Origin of the sequence: Occallatibacter savannae, assembly GCF_003131205.1 — a bacterium.
In the GTDB taxonomy this organism is placed as follows: Bacteria; Acidobacteriota; Terriglobia; order Terriglobales; family Acidobacteriaceae; genus Telmatobacter; species Telmatobacter savannae.
In genome coordinates this window covers 565213-583272 of sequence record NZ_QFFY01000001.1, presented here as the reverse complement: position 1 = coordinate 583272, position 18060 = coordinate 565213, and the positions used below count along the sequence as shown (strand labels likewise).

Here is an 18060-nt window from a genome sequence, read left to right as displayed (position 1 = left end):
AACTAGTTCTTATGCCCTTGGGACGCCTGCGGATTGGCGAGTCTTTTCACAATCGCGCGGAGCACAACCAATGCGGTTCCGACGCAAGAGGCATAGCGAATGAGTGATAAGCAGATGATCATCCTGGATGGGAACGAGGCTGCGGCCTCCGTTGCCTATCGTCTCTCCGAAGTTGTCGCGATCTACCCGATTACTCCCTCGTCGCCGATGGCGGAGTGGGCCGATCAGTGGCGGTCGGAAGGGAAGAAGAACATATGGGGCGCGCTGCCTATCGTTGAAGAGCTGCAGAGCGAGGGCGGTGCGGCAGGCGCGCTGCATGGAGCGCTGCAGGCGGGCGCATTCAGCACGACGTTTACTGCTTCGCAGGGCCTGCTGTTGATGATCCCGAACATGTACAAGATCGCGGGCGAGCTTACGCCTGCGACGATGCATGTTACGGCGCGGACGCTTGCGACTCATGCGCTCTCCATTTTTGGCGATCACTCAGATGTAATGGCCTGCCGGTCGACGGGGTGGGCGATGCTCTCGTCGAACTCCGTGCAGGAAGCGCACGATCTGGCTCTAGTGGCGCAGATCGCAACGCTTGAATCCCGCATTCCTTTCATTCATTTCTTTGACGGGTTCCGGACTTCGCATGAAGTCGATAAGATCTATCCGATTGGCGACGAGACGATTCGGGCGCTGCTCGATGACAAGTACATCATTCAGTTCCGTCAGAACGCGCTGAGCCCGGATCGGCCGGTGCTGCGCGGTTCGGCGCAGAATCCCGACGTGTTCTTCCAGGCACGCGAGGCGTGCAGCCCCTTCCACGCTGCCGTTCCGGGGATTGTGCAGGCAGTGATGAACCGCTTTGCGGCCGAGACTGGGCGCACATATCACCTCTTCGACTACTACGGCGCTGCTGATGCCGAGCGCGTGATCATCATGATGGGCTCGGGCGCGGAGGCTGCTGAAGAGGCGGTTGAGCTGCTTACAAAGCAGGGCGAAAAGATTGGATTGCTGAAGGTTCGGCTGTATCGGCCGTTCGATGCTTCGGCATTTATCGCGGCGCTGCCGGCGACGGTGAAGTCGATTGCGGTGCTGGATCGCTGCAAGGAACCGGGTGCCGCAGGCGAGCCGCTGTATCAGGATGTCGTGACTGTTCTGGCCGAGCATGCGGACAAACTCCCGTTTGCGGCGATGCCGACCGTGATCGGCGGGCGGTATGGGTTGTCGTCGAAGGAATTCACGCCGGCGATGGTGAAGGGCATCTTCGACGAACTGACGAAGACGGCACCAAAGAATCACTTCACGATCGGTATTGAAGACGACATCTCGCACACGAGCCTCACGTACGATCCGAACTTCTCGACCGAAGATCCGCACACCGTTCGCGCGCTCTTCTATGGGCTGGGTTCAGATGGTACGGTCGGCGCGAACAAGAACTCCATCAAGATCATTGGAGATCAAACGGACAACTACGCGCAGGGCTACTTCGTCTATGACTCGAAAAAGTCGGGTTCAATGACGACATCGCATCTGCGGTTTGGGCCGAATCCGATCCGGTCGACCTACCTGATTACGCGGGCCAGCTTTATCGCATGCCACAACTTCAGCTTTCTCGAGAAGATGAACGTTCTTGAGGCTGCGATGCCAGGCGCGGTCTTCCTGCTTAACTCGCCTTACTCGGCCGATGAGGTTTGGGCCAAGCTGCCGAAGTCGACGCAGCAGGAGATGATTCGCAAGAAGATCGAGTTCTACGTGATCGACGGCTACACGGTTGCGCGCGAGGCCGGGATGGGGACGCGGATCAACACGATCATGCAGACCTGCTTCTTCGCGATTAGCGGCGTGCTTCCGCGCGAAGAAGCGATCGAGCAGATCAAGAAAGCGATCAAGAAGACGTACGGCAAGCGCGGTGAGGCGGTGGTCAACAAGAACTTCGCGGCGGTGGATGCGGCACTTGCGCATTTGCACAAGATCGAGCTTCCGGGGGCACCGTCGTCCGAATTCGATCTGATTCCGTCGATTTCGCCCGCGGCACCGGAGTTTGTGCGCAACGTGCTGGGCGAGATCGCAGCGGGGCGCGGCGATCAGCTTCCGGTCAGCGCGATTCCGGCAGGCGGGACCTTCCCGACGGGCACGGCGCAGTGGGAGAAGCGGAACATTGCGCAGTTCGTTCCGGAGTGGGATAAGGACCTATGCATCCAGTGCGGCAAGTGCGTGATGGTGTGCCCTCACGCGGTGATTCGTGCAAAGGTGTACTCGCCTGAGCTCGGCGACAAGGCTCCTGCGACCTTCAAGTGGGCGAAGCCGAAGTGGAAGGGGATGGAGAACGAGCGGTATACGCTGCAGGTTGCTCCTGAAGACTGCACCGGCTGCGCTGTATGCGTGGATGTGTGCCCGGTGAAGAGCAAGAGCGATGCCAGCCACAAAGCTATCAATATGGTGGCGCAGCCTCCGATTCGCGAGGCCGAGCGCGAGAACTGGGAGTATTTCCTGAATCTGCCCGAGGTCGATCGCACCAGGCTGTCGCACTCGCAGGTAAAGGATCTGCAACTGCTGCAGCCGCTGTTTGAGTTCTCTGGTGCGTGCGCGGGCTGCGGTGAGACCCCGTACATCAAGCTGCTCACGCAGCTCTTCGGGGACCGGCTCTACGTCGCCAATGCCACAGGCTGCTCGTCGATCTATGGCGGCAATCTGCCGACGACGCCCTATAGCCAGAATGGCGCGGGACGCGGGCCGACGTGGGCGAACTCGCTGTTCGAGGACAACGCGGAGTTTGGCTTTGGCATGCGAACGGCGCTGGATCAGCAGAAGGATTTTGCGGAGACGCTGGTGACACGGCTGGCCTCGGCGATTGGGCCCGAGTTTGCGGCGGAGATCGTCCATGCCGAGCAGAAGACAGAACCCGAGATCGATGCGCAGCGGGAGCGCGTGAGGGTACTGAAGGCGAAACTTGCCGGGATCGACTCGTCGGACGCGCGCAACCTTCTGGCCATTGCCGATACTTTGGTCCGCAAGAGTGTGTGGATCCTGGGCGGGGATGGATGGGCGTTCGACATCGGCTTCGGCGGACTGGACCACGTGCTCGGCTCGGGCAAGAACGTCAACGTGCTGGTGCTGGATACCGAGGTCTATTCGAACACCGGCGGGCAGTCTTCGAAGGCTACTCCGCGCGGTGCTGTGGCGAAGTTTGCAGCAAGCGGAAAGATGGTGAGCCGGAAAGACCTCGCCATGGAAGCGGTGAGCTACGGCTATGTCTACGTGGCGCAGGTTGCGCTGGGCGGCAACGACAGCCATGTGATCAAGGCCTTCCAGGAGGCTGAAGCGCATGAGGGCCCGTCGATCATCATCGCGTACGCAAGCTGCATCGCCCATGGCTACGATCTCGTCCACGGTCTAGAGCAGCAGAAGCTCGCGGTGCAGTCGGGCTACTGGCCGCTGATGCGCTATAACCCGGCGCTCCGGAATGAGGGCAAGAATCCGTTCCAACTTGATTCGCGTGCGCCGTCGATTCGGCTGAAGGACTACACATATCGCGAAGCGCGGTATACGATGCTCGCGCGCAGCAATCCGGAGCTGGCGGCACAACTTTTGAAAGAAGCGCAGGACGATGTTGAGCGCCAGTGGCGCGTCTACTCAGCGCGTGCCGGGATGCCGGGTCGCGGCGAGACGCCCCACATTGCGCCTGAAGAGAAGCCTGAGGAGAAACTGGCAGCACCGCCTGCCGGAGGATCGAAATGATCGATGTATCGACGAAGTACCTGGGACTGAAACTCAATGGACCCATAGTTGTTTCTTCTACTCCGCTGTCGGAGTCGATTGAGAACGTGCGCCGGATGGAAGATGCCGGCGCATCGGCGATCGTGCTGACCTCGCTGTTTGAAGAACAGCTCGCGCTCGAGTCGCGCGCGTTGGACGAGGACCTTTCGCGCGGCACCGAGTCGTTCGCGGAATCGCTTGGGTATCTGCCCGATCTGAACGACTACCGGATGTCGCACGAGATCTATCTCGACCACGTCCGGCGGTGCAAAGAGGCCGTCAACATTCCGATCCTTGCGAGCCTGAATGGGGTCACAACCGGTGGATGGGTCCGGTTCGCGCAGGAGTCGGAACAGGCGGGCGCAGATGCGATTGAGCTCAATACCTTCGCGCTGGCGACCGATCGCAGCCAGACTTCGGTCGAACTGGAGTCGCAGCTTCTGGAACTGGTGACGAGCGTATGCGACGCCGTAGACATACCTGTATCTGTGAAGTTGTCGCAAAACTTCACGAGTTTGCCGCATCTAGCTGCAAAGCTTGAAGATGCGGGAGCGGCCGGGCTTGTACTGTTCAATCGCTTCTACCAGCCGGACTTCGACATTGAAGGGCTGGAAGTGCGGCCGACTCTGCACTTCTCCACGCCCTCAGAATTGTTGCCTCGACTGCACTGGGCGGCGATTCTCTTCGGGCACCTGAATGCAGATATCGCGATCACAGGCGGCGTTCATTCAGCCGAAGACGTGATCAAGAGTGTTATGGCGGGCGGATGCGTTGCGATGATGTGCTCGGCTCTGCACATCCACGGCATCGATCACATCGGCCGCGTTCTCTCGGATCTGCAGTACTGGCTGGAGAAGCGTGAGTTCTCGGGACTCGCACAGACCCGCGGGTGCCTGAGCCGCCGGTCGGTGCCCGATGTTTCGCCGTTCGATCGCGGCAACTATATCAAGACGCTGAGTTCCTACAGCCTTCGCCAGACGGTGGCCGCGTTCTGATCTGAAAAGTTTCCTGGGTAGCCGAGGGCGACTGCTGATTTCTGCAGTTGCCTTCGGTGTTTCTGGATCATGAGTGGCCGCGCTGGGCCTTCTCAGCGAGCCACTGCTTCCAGCTATCGGGAAGTGCGTCCAACTTTAGCGCGAGGCTGACCAAGGCGAGATCATCGTCGTCGTAGCTCTTTGCGATGTAGAGCCGGGTGATGGCTGAAATGGGAATGGAGTCAGGCTGGCGGCCGAGCGGTAAGATTTCGTCGCCGGCACCGACTTCGCCTTCGCGCGTGACTGCCAGGTAAAAGCCGGTGCGACCGCTGGCAAGGAATCGCTTGACCATGTCGTCCATTCCAACCCGGATGCCGAGTTTGTAGCAGGGAAGGCGCGGCTGGGTGACGACGACCTCAGCGGAGCCGATGGCAAATCGATCTCCGATGTGTATGGACTCGTCGAGGCCTTCGAGCGTGAAGTTTTCTCCGAAGATCGCGGTTGGCAAGGAGTGGCCAGGCAGCTCCGCTCGCCAGTGATCGTAGTGCGCGATGGGATAGCAGTAGACGGCTTTGTATGCGCCGCCGTGTACGGTCAGGTCCGATTGCCGGTCGCCGTCGAGGTTCAGTTTGCGGAGTGCGACTCGGCCTTCCACTGGCTCCTTGTAGATGGAGGTCGTGACGGGACGTCCGTGCCAGTCGACTTCGCGTGGCAGTCCGCAGTTTACGGAGATCAGCTTCATGGAGCGCCCTCACAGCGATGGTAGCCGAGGAGCCGGGTGTGTCGACACGGCGTTTCAGGGAAGGAAGCGCGTTAGCGGCCAGCGGACTTGGTTTGCTCGGCGATGGTGAGGTTTTCGGCTTTGATCTCGAGGCGCAGGCGATTGTAGGCACTCATGTAGATGTTGGCGACCCAGACGAGGGCGAATTCCGAGATCACGAATCCGCGCCATCCGGTGTAGAGCATCTGGAACTGAGTGAGGAGCAGAAAGAGCGCAGTCACGTAATGGCTGAAGCAGTACTCGCAAGTGAACAGATAAAAGAACTTTCGCTGGTAGAGTCGCCTGCAGTTCTGGCTGCGATCTTTGCAGAATTCGCGGGGCTCGCGAAAGATCTCTTCGTGCGTGATGGTCCATGAGACACACGCAATGGCAAAACCAAGCAGCAGGAGAGTGCTGAATTGATGGGAGAGTGGCTGGTCAAGGATCTCTGGGTGCAAGTGGACGGACTCCGGTTCTGACGGCGGGGTTTCGCAGCTGCCGCCGCTGACATCGGTTTTAGATGCTGGATTGGGATTTATCGACCCTCTGCCCACTGATCCGCGGTGAGACTGCGGATGAATGGGGCGCCAGCTGCGGGGGCGGATGGCTGCCGTATGATTCGTATGACTCTCAACTGAGGCTACGAATGAGACTGAAATCGATTGCTGCACTCTTTGCTGCCGCCCTTACCGTGGGCACTGTTTCTCCCTCGCAGGCACCAACGCACTACGAGCCCACGCTTGAATCGCTCGATCACCATCCGCTGCCGCAGTGGTATGCCGGGGCGAAGCTGGGGATATTCATCCACTGGGGGCTCTACTCCGTGCCGGGGTGGGCGCCGGTGAACCACCCGGATCATGATTTCTCGTCTGCCGACTACATCAAGTACAACCCGTATGCGGAGTGGTATCTGAACGTGCTGCGGATTCCGGGGTCGCCGACGGCGCAGTACCACAAGGAGCACTTCGGAGACGCGGGCTATTACGACTTCGCGCCGGCATTCAATCGCGAGTCGAAGAAGTGGAATGCGGACAAGATGGCGGCGGTGTTCAAGGAGGCCGGTGCGCGGTATGTGGTTCTGACGAGCAAACATCACGAGGGGTTCACGCTGTGGCCGAGCACGACGCCGAATCCGACGCCGAGCCTGAAGCCGAACCAGCTGCATGCGGAGCGGGACATTGTCGGCGATCTGACGAATGCAGTTGAGAAGCAGGGCATGAAGATGGGGCTCTATTACTCGGGCGGCTATGACTGGACATTCAACACGGGCCCGATCGAGACGGACAAGGACTATCAGGCGGTGAAGCCGGAGTCGAAGGCGTACGGCGATTATGCGTTCGCGCAGATTCATGAACTCATCACACGGTATAAGCCGGCGGTTCTTTGGAACGATATCGACTGGCCCAAGACAGGCAACGCGTTGCAGGTGGAGGCGGACTACTACAACGCGATTCCCGATGGGGTGATCGACGACCGGTTCGGCATCAAACACTCGGACTTCACTTCGCCGGAGTACGAGAAGAAAGACCAGATCGTGGAAAAGAAGTGGGAGGAGTGCCGCGGGCTGGGGCGGTCGTTTGGGTACAACCGCGCTGAGGGCGAGAAGGAGACGATTGCGCCGGGAGAGCTGATTGCGCTGCTGGTCGATATCGTGAGCAAGAACGGCAACCTGCTGCTGGATGTGGGACCGGAGGCGGATGGGACGATCCCGCCGATCCAGATGGACCGGCTCAAGGCGCTTGGTGCCTGGCTGAAGCAGAACGGCGAGGCGATCTACGATACGACGGCTTGGACGAAGGCGGAGGCGAAGTCGGTTCAGGGCGATGATCTGAGGTTCACGAAGAAGGGCAATGATGTGTACGTTATCGTTCTGGGCAAACCGAAAGGAAAGACGCTGTCGTTTGAATCTGAGGGGCACTCGCTCACTGAGGCTACCGTGCTCGGTGGTTCAAAGCTCCAAGTTGAGCATGTAGGAAAGAACTTCGCAATAGGTCTGCCGGACAAACTGCCGGGAGATTATGCCTTCGTCGTCAAGCTCGCGGGATTTGCGCGTTAATCTGGCTGCTGATTGAGCAGGCATTGCACTGTAGTTATGAGCATCCGCTGAGCTACGGCGAGCGCCTGCTTGACCGGTTCACTGAGACCTTCGCCCAGTTCAATGCTATCGGGCCCGATGGTGAGGAGTTGGGCGGTGCGAGGGCGCTTTCCGTAGAGGTCCTGCGCCAGGCTAAGGAGTTCGGCGGCGCCGATGTGGTGGGTGACGAGGCCGGGCTTCAATGAGGCAGGGCTGAGGTCGCGCAACAGGATCTCGCCGGGGCCTTGCTCGAGGGAGCAGTCGATGAAGAGGACCGTTTCGGCTGCGGCGACCTCTTCGGCCAACTCAGGTGTCCACTGGTGATCGCAGAGGATGCGAACGCGCGAATCATTGCGCCAGCGGTCTTCGGCCCAGGAGGCAAGGAGCGGCCCGATGCCGTCGTCCGAGCGGAGCGTGTTGCCGCAGGCGAGGATGAGACAGCGGGCCGCAGAAGTCATACGGCGATCGTAATCAGCGTACGAGTCGATCGACAACTTCGCCGTCAGCGGAGAGCAATGTCATCTGGAGCGGCATCTGGCCGTAGGCGTGGGTGGAGCAGCTGAGGCAGGGGTCGAAGGTGCGAATGACTGCCTCGACGCGATTCAGCGCGCCTTCGGTGAATTTGCCGTCCCTGACGTAGCATTTCGCGGCCTGGAGGACGCCGCGGTTCATGGCGTTGTTGTTGTGTCCGGTGGCGACGACGAGGTTGGCCCAGGTGATCTTCCCGTTGTCGTCAACCCTGTAGTGGTGGTTCAGCGTGCCGCGCGGTGCTTCGATCTGGCCTGCGCCGTCGAGGCGGTTGACGCCGGCGGTGGCGCGAACGTGTTTGTCGAGGATGAGGGGATCAGCGAGGATCTGCTCGATCTTCTCGATGCCGTACATCACTTCGACAAGGCGCGCGTGATGGTAGAAGAAGGAGCTTTCGACGGGGCCGGCTGCGATCTGCTTGAACTCAGCGAGTTCCTGATCGGCTTTCGGAGTTCCCATCTTCTTGACGATGTTGAGGCGGGCGAGAGGGCCGACACGATAGCTGCCCTCGGGATAGCCGAGCGGCTTGTAGTAGACGAACTTGGTGTAGCTATACGGTTCGACGGCTTCGCCAATGACTTCCGGGAAGCGCTGGGCTGTGATGCCGTCTTCGATCAGATTGCCTTTTGTGTCGATCAGACGCAGTGCGCCGTCGGTGAACTCGATGGAGTCGTCCTCGTTGACCAGCCCGAGGTAGTTCGTGGGGAAGTTGGCGAAGACGGAGATCTCTTGCTGGAACTTGTCGGCGATCTGCTTGTAGGCGGCGAGGGCGAGGCCGATGTTGGCGTAGGCCTCGGGCATCATGGCGAGCATCTCGTCGCGCTTAGCTGCACTGAGCGGTTCGGCGACTCCGCCGGGGATGACCCAGCCGGTGTGGATGCGCTTAGTGCCGAGCAGCTCGATGATGTGCTGGCCGAATCGGCGTAGGGCGATGCCGGCGCGGCCGAGATCGGGCCGGGCGGCTGCTACGCCGAAGATATGGCGTTGGGCGGGGTCGGATTCCATGCCGAGGAGCAGGTCGGGAGATGAGAGATGGAAGAAGCTGAGCGCATGCGACTGGACCATCTGCGCGAGGTTCAGCATGCGGCGGAGCTGGGCGGCGGTGTGGGGAATGCGCACAGACATGATGGCTTCGCAGGCCTTGGCTGAGGCGAGGAGGTGCGAGACGGGGCAGATGCCGCAAATGCGGGCGGTGAGGGCCGGCATCTCGTAGAAGGGCCGGCCCTCGGAGAACTTCTCGAAGCCGCGAACCTGCGTTACGTGGAAGTGCGCGTCTGCGACTTCGCCCTCGGCGTTCAGCTGGATGGTGATCTTGCCGTGTCCTTCGAGCCGGGTTACGGGATCAATCGTGATGGTCTGGGTCATGATCAGGCTCCGAAGCGGGTGAGCGCAGGGATGTCGAGCGGCTCGCCAGTGATGAGCGCGGTGAGCGCTGTGTGAAAGGTGTCGGCGGAGGGCGGGCAGCCGGGGAGGAATACGTCGACCTTTACGAATTCGTGGATCGGCTTGACGGTCTTGAGAAGCTTGGGGACGACCACGCAGGGGATCTGAGGCTGGATCGTGGCGTTTTCGAAGTAGGCGCGGTCGAGGATGGCGTCGGGGCCGATGGGGTTGCGCATGGATGGCACGTTCCCGGTGATCGCGCAGTCGCCCATGGCGATGAGCATCCGGGAGTGGGCGCGAATCTTGCGGATCTTCTTTTCGTCGTCGACGGATGCGACGGCTCCCTCGACGAGAGCAATGTCGACATTGTCCGGGAAGTCCTTGGTGTCGACGACGGGGCTGTAGACCACGTCGACGAGTTCGGCGAGTTCCAGGAGACGCTCGTCCATATCGAGAAAGGACATGTGGCAACCGGAGCAGCCATCGAGCCAGGCGGTTGCGAGTTTGAGTTTGCTGCTCATCGCGCCTCCCTCATCAGGTTCAGATACGGCAGGAAGTCGGGGTACTTGGGATGATCGGAGCCAATCTTGCTTTTGTCGAAGAGCGCTCCGGTGGGGCATACCTGGACGCATTTGCCGCAGCGTGTGCAGGTTGATTTACCCCAGTCCTCGTGCAGGTCGGTGATGACCATGGAGTCGATGCCGCGGCCCATCACGTCCCACACATGCGCGCCTTCGATCTCGCCGCAAACGCGGACGCAGCGTGTGCAGAGGATGCAGCGGTTGTGGTCGACGGTGAAGCGTTCGTGAGAGGCGTCAACCGGCAGATGTGGATTGCGGTAGGGCATGCGGACATGGGTGAGGCCCTGGTCCTGGGCCATGGATTGCAATTCGCAGTGCCCGTTGGAGACGCAGACGGAGCAGACGTGATTGCGCTCGGCGAAAAGAAGCTCGAGGATGTTGCGGCGATGCTTCTGCAGGCGCTCGGTGTTGGTGCTGACGACCATGCCCTCGGAGACAGTAGCGACACAGGCGGGCAGGAGCTTGTTGCTGCCTTTGATTTCTACGAGGCACAGACGGCAGGCGCCAACGTTGCTGAGCCCTTCCATATTGCACAGGGTAGGAATGTTGATATCGTTCTCGCGCGCGACTTCAAGGATCGTCTGGCCGCGCCGGGCGCTTAACTCGCGACCGTCGATTTCGAGTGTTTTTACGTCAAAGGGCGCCTCTGTCATGCCAACACCTCCGCGGCCGCTGTTTGAGCGGCTGGTGCGCCGGCCATGCTGCAGACGCCTGCCGGGCAGCGCTTGTGCATTATGTGTTCGAGGTATTCGTTCTTGAAGTATTTCAGCGTGCTCAGGACCGGGTTTGGTGCGGTCTGGCCAAGGCCGCAAAGGCTTGTCTCCCTTACGGTGTCGCAGAGTTCGATGAGCAGTTCGAGGTCGTCCATAGTGCCGGTGCCATCGCAGATGCGCGTGAGGAGCGTGTACATCTGCGCTGTTCCGGCGCGGCACGGAATACATTTGCCGCAGGACTCCGTCATGCAGAACTCGACGAAGAAGCGGGCGACGTTGACCATGCAGGAGGTGTCGTCCATGACGATCATGCCGCCGGAGCCCATGATGGAGCCCGCCGCCATGAGCGCGTCGTAGCTGACGCCGAGGCTCATCATGTCGGCCGGGATACAGCCGCCTGAGGGCCCGCCGGTTTGGATAGCTTTGAGCTTGTGTCCGCCGGGTACGCCACCGCCGATGACGTCGATGATCTCCCACAGCTTGATGCCGAGCGGGACTTCGATGAGGCCGGTGTTCTTGATGCGGCCGGTGAGGGCGAAGACCTTTGTGCCCTTGGAGCGCTCGGAGCCCATGTTGAAGAACCACTTGCCGCCGTTGCGAACGATGGGCGCGATGTTGGCGTAGGTCTCGACGTTATTGATGAGCGTTGGCTTGCCCCACAATCCGCTGACTGCAGGGTAGGGCGGTCGCGGCTTGGGTGTACCGCGGCGGCCTTCGATGGACGCGAGCAAGGCAGTCTCTTCGCCGCAGACGAAGGCGCCGGCTCCGAGACGGATCTCGATATCGAAGTTGAAGGTGGTGTTACAGATTCCGCTGCCGAGCAGGCCGCGACGGCGTGCTTCGCGCAAGGCGGTGGTCAGGCGGGCGACGGCGACAGGATACTCGGCGCGGACGTAGATAAATCCCTTGCTTGCGCCGACCGCGTATGCGGCGATCGCCATTCCTTCGATGACACGGTGCGGATCGCCTTCCATGACGCTGCGGTCCATGAATGCGCCGGGGTCGCCTTCGTCGCCGTTGCAGACCACGTACTTTACGTCGCCGGATGCTTTGGCAACCGTGCCCCACTTGAGGCCGGTTGGGTATCCGCCGCCACCGCGGCCGCGCAGGCCGCTCTCGGTGATGCGGTGGACGACACCATTCGGAGTCATTTCGGTGAGCGCCGTCAGCAGCGCCTTGTAGCCGTCACGAGAGATGTAGTCGTCGATCTTTTCGGGGTCGATGTGGCCGGCATTCTCGAGGACGACGCGCACCTGCTTGTCGAAGTGTTCGTTGAGATCGCACTGTAGTTCGGCAACGGGCTTTTCGCCGAGACTGTTGATGATGGCCTCTGCGTTTGTTTCTTTCACCTTTGCATAGAGCGTGTCGTCGGGATCAACGCGTACAAGGGGACCGGAGGAGCAGGGGCCCATGCAGCCGGTTTTGCGAATCAGAACCTTCTTGCCGGAAGCTTCAGCCAACCTGGAGAGCGCGTCGCGCAGCAGGCCCGCTCCCTGGCTGGCGCAGGCAAGATCCATACAGACATTGACTTCATAGTCGTACCGGGAGTTTTCAAGCTGAACGGTTTTGGCTATCTGTTCCAGTTCTTCGATCGTCATTCAACCGCCCACCTTTCCAACTGAGCGATCATCTGCTCGTCTGTGACTTCGCCGGCGACTTCGCCATCGCAGATCATGACCGGTGCGCGACTGCAGGCGCCCACGCAGCGGGCCGTCATCAGGCTGATTTGACCGTCTTTTGTCGTCTGACCCGCTTTCAACGTGAGGTGCTTCTCGGCGGACGCGATGAGCTTGTCGGTGCCCTTGATGTAGCAGGCGGTTCCGGCGCAGAGCGTCATGGTGTGCTTGCCGGGCGGCTTGAGACTGAAGTAGTGGTAAAAGGTGACCACTCCATATGCCTGGCTCAGCGGGACGCGCAGAGACTTGGCGACGAAGCGGATTGCGTCGTCATCGAGATAGCCAAATGAGGACTGAACGGTGTGCAGGGTCTCGATGAGTGCATGGCGGGCGAAGCCGTTCTTACGCATGGTGCCGGCCACGATCTTCCAGCGTTTGTCGTCGCTCGGCAGCGGCGGTGGTGTGAATGCAGCCACAATCCCTCCAGACAGCTGAGTACGAAGTACTTACATTACGCTCCGCTCTCTGTCTGGCCCTGTTTTACTCCCGCGCGCACACAAGTAGCCGTGACCACGGTCACGAGCGTCAGTGGCTAGTTGATTCTGCAGGAAAGGCCTGGAGGAATGATTTCCGAATCAGGGATTTAGAAGAGGTTGGCGAAATTCAGCTCAGTGCTGGGAGCCGGTCGGAGATGCCGAGCAGGAAGATGAGTCCGATGCCGCAGCTATAGACTGCTCCGGTCCACGCAATCACTTGGTAGAAGCGCGGATGATGTCCGCCCGCGTTGAAGGCGCCGCCGATGGATGCGGTCATCATTGCGTTCATGAATACGAGGCCGAGGGCGAAAGCAGCCAGACCAAGCATGCCGCGCGAGGTGCCACCGAGGTTCGCGGTGAGGAAGAAGAGGGCGAGCTGGCTCGGGGTTTCAGCTCCGACGCCGTGGAGCACGCCGATGAGGAAGACGGATCTGCCGTTGTACATCCACTGGAAGCGGTCGGGCTTGGGAACTGCGGGATTCCAGATGCGGCGCACGCGCCATGCAAGCCAGAGTACTCCGTTGATTGCGATGGCGAGGCGGCTCTCGATGCGGCTGTGGCCATGGCCGTGCGCATCTTTGCGCATGATTCCGGCGACCACGCCGATGCCGAGAACGATGAGGGTGAGTCCGATGAGCCGCTCGGTCCAGTGGTCGAGGCCTTCGGGCAATCCCATATGCAACTGGAGTACGGCGACGCCGAGGGCAACCACGGTGGCAGCGTGGCCAAGGGCGTAGGTCATACCCAGGCGCAGGCCGCTTTTCCAGTTGCGCTGGACGGCGGTGATGTCGGAGATGGCGGCTAGATGGTCGTAGTCGAACCCGTGCCGCAGCCCGAGCACGAGGCACGAGCCGAGAGCGGCGTCGAGTTTCCAGTCGCCCGGCAGCAGAGTCACAGAGGCTCAGTATAAGGCAGGCCCGGCTTAGGCTGCGCGGTCATTCGTCACGGATTGCAGCGAATCGAAATGGATGATGGCGGCAACGCTGGGGCTCTTCAGCGGCTTACGGCAGTCTTCACGGGGGCGGGGAGGAGCTGCATCTGATAATCGCTGTAGTCAACCTTTACGACTGTCTGCCCGAGGAGGGAACTGCCCGATACGGCTTCGGCGTGCGTGGCCATCGGCACGTCGTTCACTTCGGCATACTGCCGGGTGACTTCGGCGGCGTTTGCAATGAAGACGGCGCTCTTGGCTGCTGTGCCCTTGAGCTGAACGATGGCGTAGTCGCGCGCATCGACCCACAGAAGCCCGTTAAACAGGTATTCGCTTTTGCGCCGGGGCGTGATGTCGAGGAGTAGACACTGGCGGCCGTTCAGGGTCTGTACGGCATTCTTGTCCAGCTTCATCTCGTAGTTGGAGCTGTTGATGAGCGCGGTTTCGACGTTGCCGGGCTGGCTCATGCGCTGCTCGTTTTCAAGCAGCGTCTTGAGGACCTGGTTGCGCCACAGGGCCGACCCGCTCTGCGCGAGAATCTGGTAGCTCTTGCCGGTTTCCTTGCGGTAGGTGGTTTTAACGAGCATTTCGGCTGCGGGTTTGGAAGTGTCGCGCCCGCGAAATACTGCGTAATGTTCGGTAACGGTGTAGGAAGCGAGCCGATCGAGACGGTCTTTAACAGAGTTGTCGACGCCGTGAACGACGGCAGGCAAGTCTGGACTTTGAGCATTGAGAGGAAGCGCACTGAATGAAAGGAGCAGGGCTACAGGAAGGGCCAGGCGGCTTCGGCGACTAGGAACCATTTGCGCGGACACTCGAATCTACATCAATGATCGCAGACGTTAATGTTTGGACGTGACTGCAAGCATAGAGTCTCCAGGCGTATCGAGCGGCTGCCAAAAGCAACGAGCACCCGGACAGGGCCCGGGTGCTCGTCGTCTTTCGCAACACAGTCGTTACTTGTTGGTCACTTCAGCGGCTTCAGCCTTGGACCCGCGAACTGCCGCGAGAAACGTGTGAGCCGCAGGAGGGGGAGGCACAGAGCCCGTCAGCACGGAGCGATAGGTTACGTCGCCGCCGTACATCGCGCGCATTGCATCCTCGTCGGGGCGGACGTCAGCACCGTTGAGCGTGAGGCCGGCGAATGCGCCCTTGGCGCGGGAGTAGGTGAGGACTTCAGCGTTCATCTTCCAGTCGGTGTTCGCAGAGGCGTGACGGCCAACCGGGCCGGCAGCTGCGGAGGCATCCGCGCCGATCTTGAACTTGCTCTGGAGGAGGTGCTTCATGCCTTCCTCGTTCTGGAAGACCATGACGAGATCAATGCCTTCAACGCCGATCTGCAGGCCCCAGCTTCCGCCGGTCACTGCAAAGAACGCCGGAGCGCTCCATCCATTGCTGGTGCGGCAGGTGGCGACGCCCTTTCCGCCTTCAGCGCCGAAAACAAATCCACCTTTAATCATGTGAGGAACCACGGCCACGCACTTTGCGTGATCCAGCACCTCGGAGGGAATGCCCTTGTCAGGAGTGTTCATCACCTGATGAAGCACCTCCGCCGCTTTGTCGAGCCGCTCTGTATCGCTCTGCTTGGTGTCGTCTGCCCAGCTGATCGTCGCCAGGCTCGCCATTGCGAGTGCCAACATAATCTTTTTCATAAGGTCCACCTTTCGCGTTACCTACCAGGGAAATGGGGGGAAGTTCTAAGTATTCGAATTCTTGGTTCGTCTTGCGGGAGACGAGGCTTGACGCGTACCCACCTCCCCGCACGATTCATTGGAATCACGGTGGGGAAGCTTTGGTTGCCCCCGGGCCGAAGTTTATGTAGGGATTCAATTTGTGCTTACGCTATGCTGGACCTGAGGCGCGAAAAACTTGACGTCATCGACCACGTCCAGCCCGCGGCCAATCACTGTTCGCAAGAGCGTCAGGGTGCGAGGAGTGGTGCAGGGAGTGGGGTTCCGTCCATTTGTGTATCGGCTGGCGAGCGAGGAGCAGCTGGCTGGATTCATCGGCAATGACACTGATGGAGTTGTAATCGAAGTCGAAGGCGAGGGTTCGCGGCTGGAGGCCTTCCTGAGCCGGCTCGTTGCGGAGAAGCCCGCTCTGGCTCGAGTGGATGCGGTTGTTGCGGAAGATCTCCCGTGCAAACACGAGACGAGCTTCCGAATCGTTGCCAGCGAAGTGCACGGGCGGGTAAGCACGGGAATACCAGCCGATGCGGCGACGTGTGCTGACTGTCTTCGCGAGCTTCTCGATCCGGCAGACCGACGTTACCGGTACCCATTTCTGAACTGCACGAATTGCGGACCGCGATTCACGATTACGCGCCGCATTCCCTACGACCGGCCGCAGACGTCGATGGCAGTGTTCCCGATGTGCGCGGAGTGCCAGGCCGAGTATGACGATCCTCTGAATCGGCGCTTTCACGCGCAACCGAACGCCTGCTGGAGATGCGGACCTAGCGTCTGGCTGGAGACTGCGGAAGGCGAGTCAATCGAGAGTGATGACCCCGTTGCGGAGACGATCGAGCGGTTGCTCGGCGGCGAGATCGTTGCGATCAAGGGGATCGGTGGATTTCATCTCGCGGTGGATGCGACCAATGAGGATGCGGTGAAGCGGCTGCGCGACCGGAAGCACCGCTATGGCAAGCCGCTGGCAGTGATGGTGCGCGACCTCGAAGCGGTGCGGGCGATGTGCGAGTTGACGGCGGAAGAGGAAGCGCTACTGAAGACGCCGGCGCGTCCAATTGTGCTGGTGGAGACGAAGGCGGGAAACGGCATCGCTCCGTCAGTGGCGCCGGGTATTCCCTGGCTGGGCGTGTATCTCCCGTATGCTCCGTTGCAGCATCTGCTTTTCGCTGACGCTCGCGTGAAGGCGCTGGTGATGACGTCCGCGAACCTCAGCGAAGAGCCGATAGCTATTGAAAACGAGGAAGCGCGCACACGGCTTGGAAAGATCGCCGATGCCCTTCTGATGCACAATCGCGAGATATTGCAGCGCTGTGATGATTCGGTCGCGGCTACTGTCGACGGCGCACCGCAGCTCATCCGACGTGCAAGGGGCTATGTGCCGCTACGAATTCCGCTGCCGATGGAGGCTCCGCCGCTGCTGGCCGTTGGCGGCCATCTGAAGAATGTGTTTGCGCTGGCGCTAGGCAAGTTTGCCTACCAGAGTCAGCATCTTGGGGACTTGGAAAACGTCACCGGGCTGGAGTTTTTCGAGCACTCGCTTTCGCATCTGTCGCATACATTCGAGATCGAGCCGCAGACAGTGGTGCACGACTTGCATCCGGCGTATCTCTCAACGAACTGGGGGAAGCGCTATGCGAAGGAGCGAGGGCTTCGTCTCGTCGCGGTGCAGCACCATCACGCGCACATCGCTGCATGCATGGCTGAGCATGGGCTGATCGGCCCGGTGATCGGCCTTTCTCTCGATGGCACCGGGTATGGCACCGACGGAAACATCTGGGGCGGCGAGGTGCTGATCTGCACTCTCGAGGGCTTTGAAAGATTTTCACATCTCGAGTACGTTGGGATGCCGGGCGGTGATGCGGCGGTGCGGGAGCCGTGGCGCATGGCGTTCGCGCATCTGCTCGCTGCCGGATTCTCCGAACGGGAAGCAAAAGAGCTTACCGGCGCTACCGATCAAGAGGTGCGGGTTGTGGCGCGCATGATGGAGCGAGGAATCAATGCGCCACTCACATCGAGTCTGGGACGGCTGTTCGATGCGGCGGCTGCAATCATTCTGGGACGCCGCGAGGTGGACTATGATGCGCAGGCGGCGATCGAATTGGAGGGGATCGCGATCGGGGAACCAGACATCCTGCCGCAAAAAGAATATGTACTGAACCTCACCGACACAGGAGTTTCACACGTGCTGAGAACTGCGGAACTCTGGCGCACGCTGGTTCAGGATCTTCGCGCTGGAGCGCCGCCAGCGTTGATCTCGGCGCGATTCCATGCGGGAGTCGCGGAGGGATTGATTCGCGCCGCAGTTGCGGCCCGCAAGCAATGCGGCGTTGGGCTCGTGGCGCTATCGGGCGGATGCTTGCACAACCGCCGTCTTGCTCGACTCCTGCGCTTCGGTCTTGAGAAAGAGGGTTTCAGGGTTCTCCAGCATCGCGAAGTGAGCCCCGGAGACGGCGGACTTAGTTATGGACAAGCCGCGGTGGCAGCCGCGATTCTGGAGAAAGAATCCACTCGCTGAAATCGGTACGAGGGCGA

At 60.5% G+C, this 18060-nt stretch carries 15 protein-coding genes; 4 read left to right on the top strand and 11 right to left on the bottom strand.

Annotated elements, in window-relative coordinates:
• Nucleotides 1-99 precede the first annotated feature (99 nt).
• Both nifJ and DHV10_RS02605 read left to right on the top strand, forming a co-directional pair.
• A complete protein-coding gene (nifJ, locus tag DHV10_RS02610) occupies nt 100-3726 on the top strand; it encodes a pyruvate:ferredoxin (flavodoxin) oxidoreductase (protein ID WP_109484747.1) in 3627 nt (1208 codons plus the stop codon).
• Nucleotides 3723-4739 carry a dihydroorotate dehydrogenase-like protein gene (locus DHV10_RS02605; protein ID WP_109484746.1) on the top strand — a complete coding sequence of 339 codons (1017 nt, stop codon included), beginning with the start codon at nt 3723-3725 and terminating at the stop codon, nt 4737-4739. Before nifJ ends, DHV10_RS02605 begins: the two co-directional genes overlap by 4 nt.
• Before the next feature lie 67 nt (nt 4740-4806).
• On the opposite strand, the gene DHV10_RS02600 is transcribed toward DHV10_RS02605, so the two are convergent.
• Together DHV10_RS02600 and DHV10_RS02595 are read right to left on the bottom strand one after the other, a co-directional pair.
• Complete coding sequence (locus tag DHV10_RS02600; protein ID WP_109484745.1) at nt 4807-5460, bottom strand: MOSC domain-containing protein; 654 nt, start codon at nt 5458-5460, stop codon at nt 4807-4809.
• 71 nt (nt 5461-5531) lie between these two features.
• Entirely contained in the window at nt 5532-5936 is a 405-nt protein-coding gene (locus tag DHV10_RS02595) for a hypothetical protein (protein WP_204101300.1), read from the bottom strand.
• A 188-nt stretch (nt 5937-6124) separates the two neighbouring features.
• Here DHV10_RS02595 and DHV10_RS02590 point away from each other — a divergent pair, with 188 nt between their 5' ends.
• Complete coding sequence (locus DHV10_RS02590) at nt 6125-7534, top strand: alpha-L-fucosidase (RefSeq protein WP_109484744.1); 1410 nt, start codon at nt 6125-6127, stop codon at nt 7532-7534.
• On the opposite strand, the gene DHV10_RS02585 is transcribed toward DHV10_RS02590, so the two are convergent.
• From DHV10_RS02585 to DHV10_RS02545, 9 genes are all read right to left on the bottom strand, one after another.
• Nucleotides 7531-8010 (bottom strand): hydrogenase maturation protease, encoded by a 480-nt coding sequence (locus tag DHV10_RS02585; RefSeq protein WP_162601135.1) that lies wholly within the window; start codon nt 8008-8010, stop codon nt 7531-7533. The genes DHV10_RS02590 and DHV10_RS02585 overlap by 4 nt on opposite strands.
• 13 nt (nt 8011-8023) lie before the next feature.
• Nucleotides 8024-9445 carry a Ni/Fe hydrogenase subunit alpha gene (locus DHV10_RS02580; protein WP_109484742.1) on the bottom strand — a complete coding sequence of 474 codons (1422 nt, stop codon included), beginning with the start codon at nt 9443-9445 and terminating at the stop codon, nt 8024-8026.
• Between the two features lie 2 nt (nt 9446-9447).
• Entirely contained in the window at nt 9448-9984 is a 537-nt protein-coding gene (locus DHV10_RS02575; protein ID WP_109484741.1) for an NADH-quinone oxidoreductase subunit B family protein, read from the bottom strand.
• On the bottom strand, nt 9981-10697 hold the full coding sequence (hoxU, locus tag DHV10_RS02570; RefSeq protein WP_109484740.1) for a bidirectional hydrogenase complex protein HoxU: 717 nt from the start codon (nt 10695-10697) through the stop codon (nt 9981-9983). The genes DHV10_RS02575 and hoxU overlap by 4 nt, the downstream gene beginning before the upstream one ends.
• Nucleotides 10694-12355 (bottom strand): NuoF family protein, encoded by a 1662-nt coding sequence (locus tag DHV10_RS02565; protein ID WP_109484739.1) that lies wholly within the window; start codon nt 12353-12355, stop codon nt 10694-10696. Before DHV10_RS02565 ends, hoxU begins: the two co-directional genes overlap by 4 nt.
• Nucleotides 12352-12849, bottom strand: coding sequence for an NAD(P)H-dependent oxidoreductase subunit E (locus tag DHV10_RS02560; protein ID WP_204101299.1), 498 nt, complete (start codon nt 12847-12849; stop codon nt 12352-12354). The genes DHV10_RS02565 and DHV10_RS02560 overlap by 4 nt, the downstream gene beginning before the upstream one ends.
• A 187-nt stretch (nt 12850-13036) precedes the next feature.
• Nucleotides 13037-13804 carry a hypothetical protein gene (locus DHV10_RS02555; RefSeq protein WP_109484738.1) on the bottom strand — a complete coding sequence of 256 codons (768 nt, stop codon included), beginning with the start codon at nt 13802-13804 and terminating at the stop codon, nt 13037-13039.
• A gap of 98 nt (nt 13805-13902) precedes the next feature.
• Complete coding sequence (locus tag DHV10_RS02550) at nt 13903-14553, bottom strand: hypothetical protein (RefSeq protein WP_109484737.1); 651 nt, start codon at nt 14551-14553, stop codon at nt 13903-13905.
• Nucleotides 14554-14796: 243 nt separating this feature from the next.
• Nucleotides 14797-15492: a lipid-binding SYLF domain-containing protein gene (locus DHV10_RS02545; protein ID WP_109484736.1), complete on the bottom strand. Its 696-nt coding sequence runs from the start codon at nt 15490-15492 to the stop codon at nt 14797-14799.
• A 217-nt stretch (nt 15493-15709) separates the two neighbouring features.
• Here DHV10_RS02545 and hypF point away from each other — a divergent pair, with 217 nt between their 5' ends.
• Entirely contained in the window at nt 15710-18043 is a 2334-nt protein-coding gene (gene hypF / locus DHV10_RS02540; protein WP_204101298.1) for a carbamoyltransferase HypF, read from the top strand.
• Nucleotides 18044-18060: the final 17 nt, after the last annotated feature.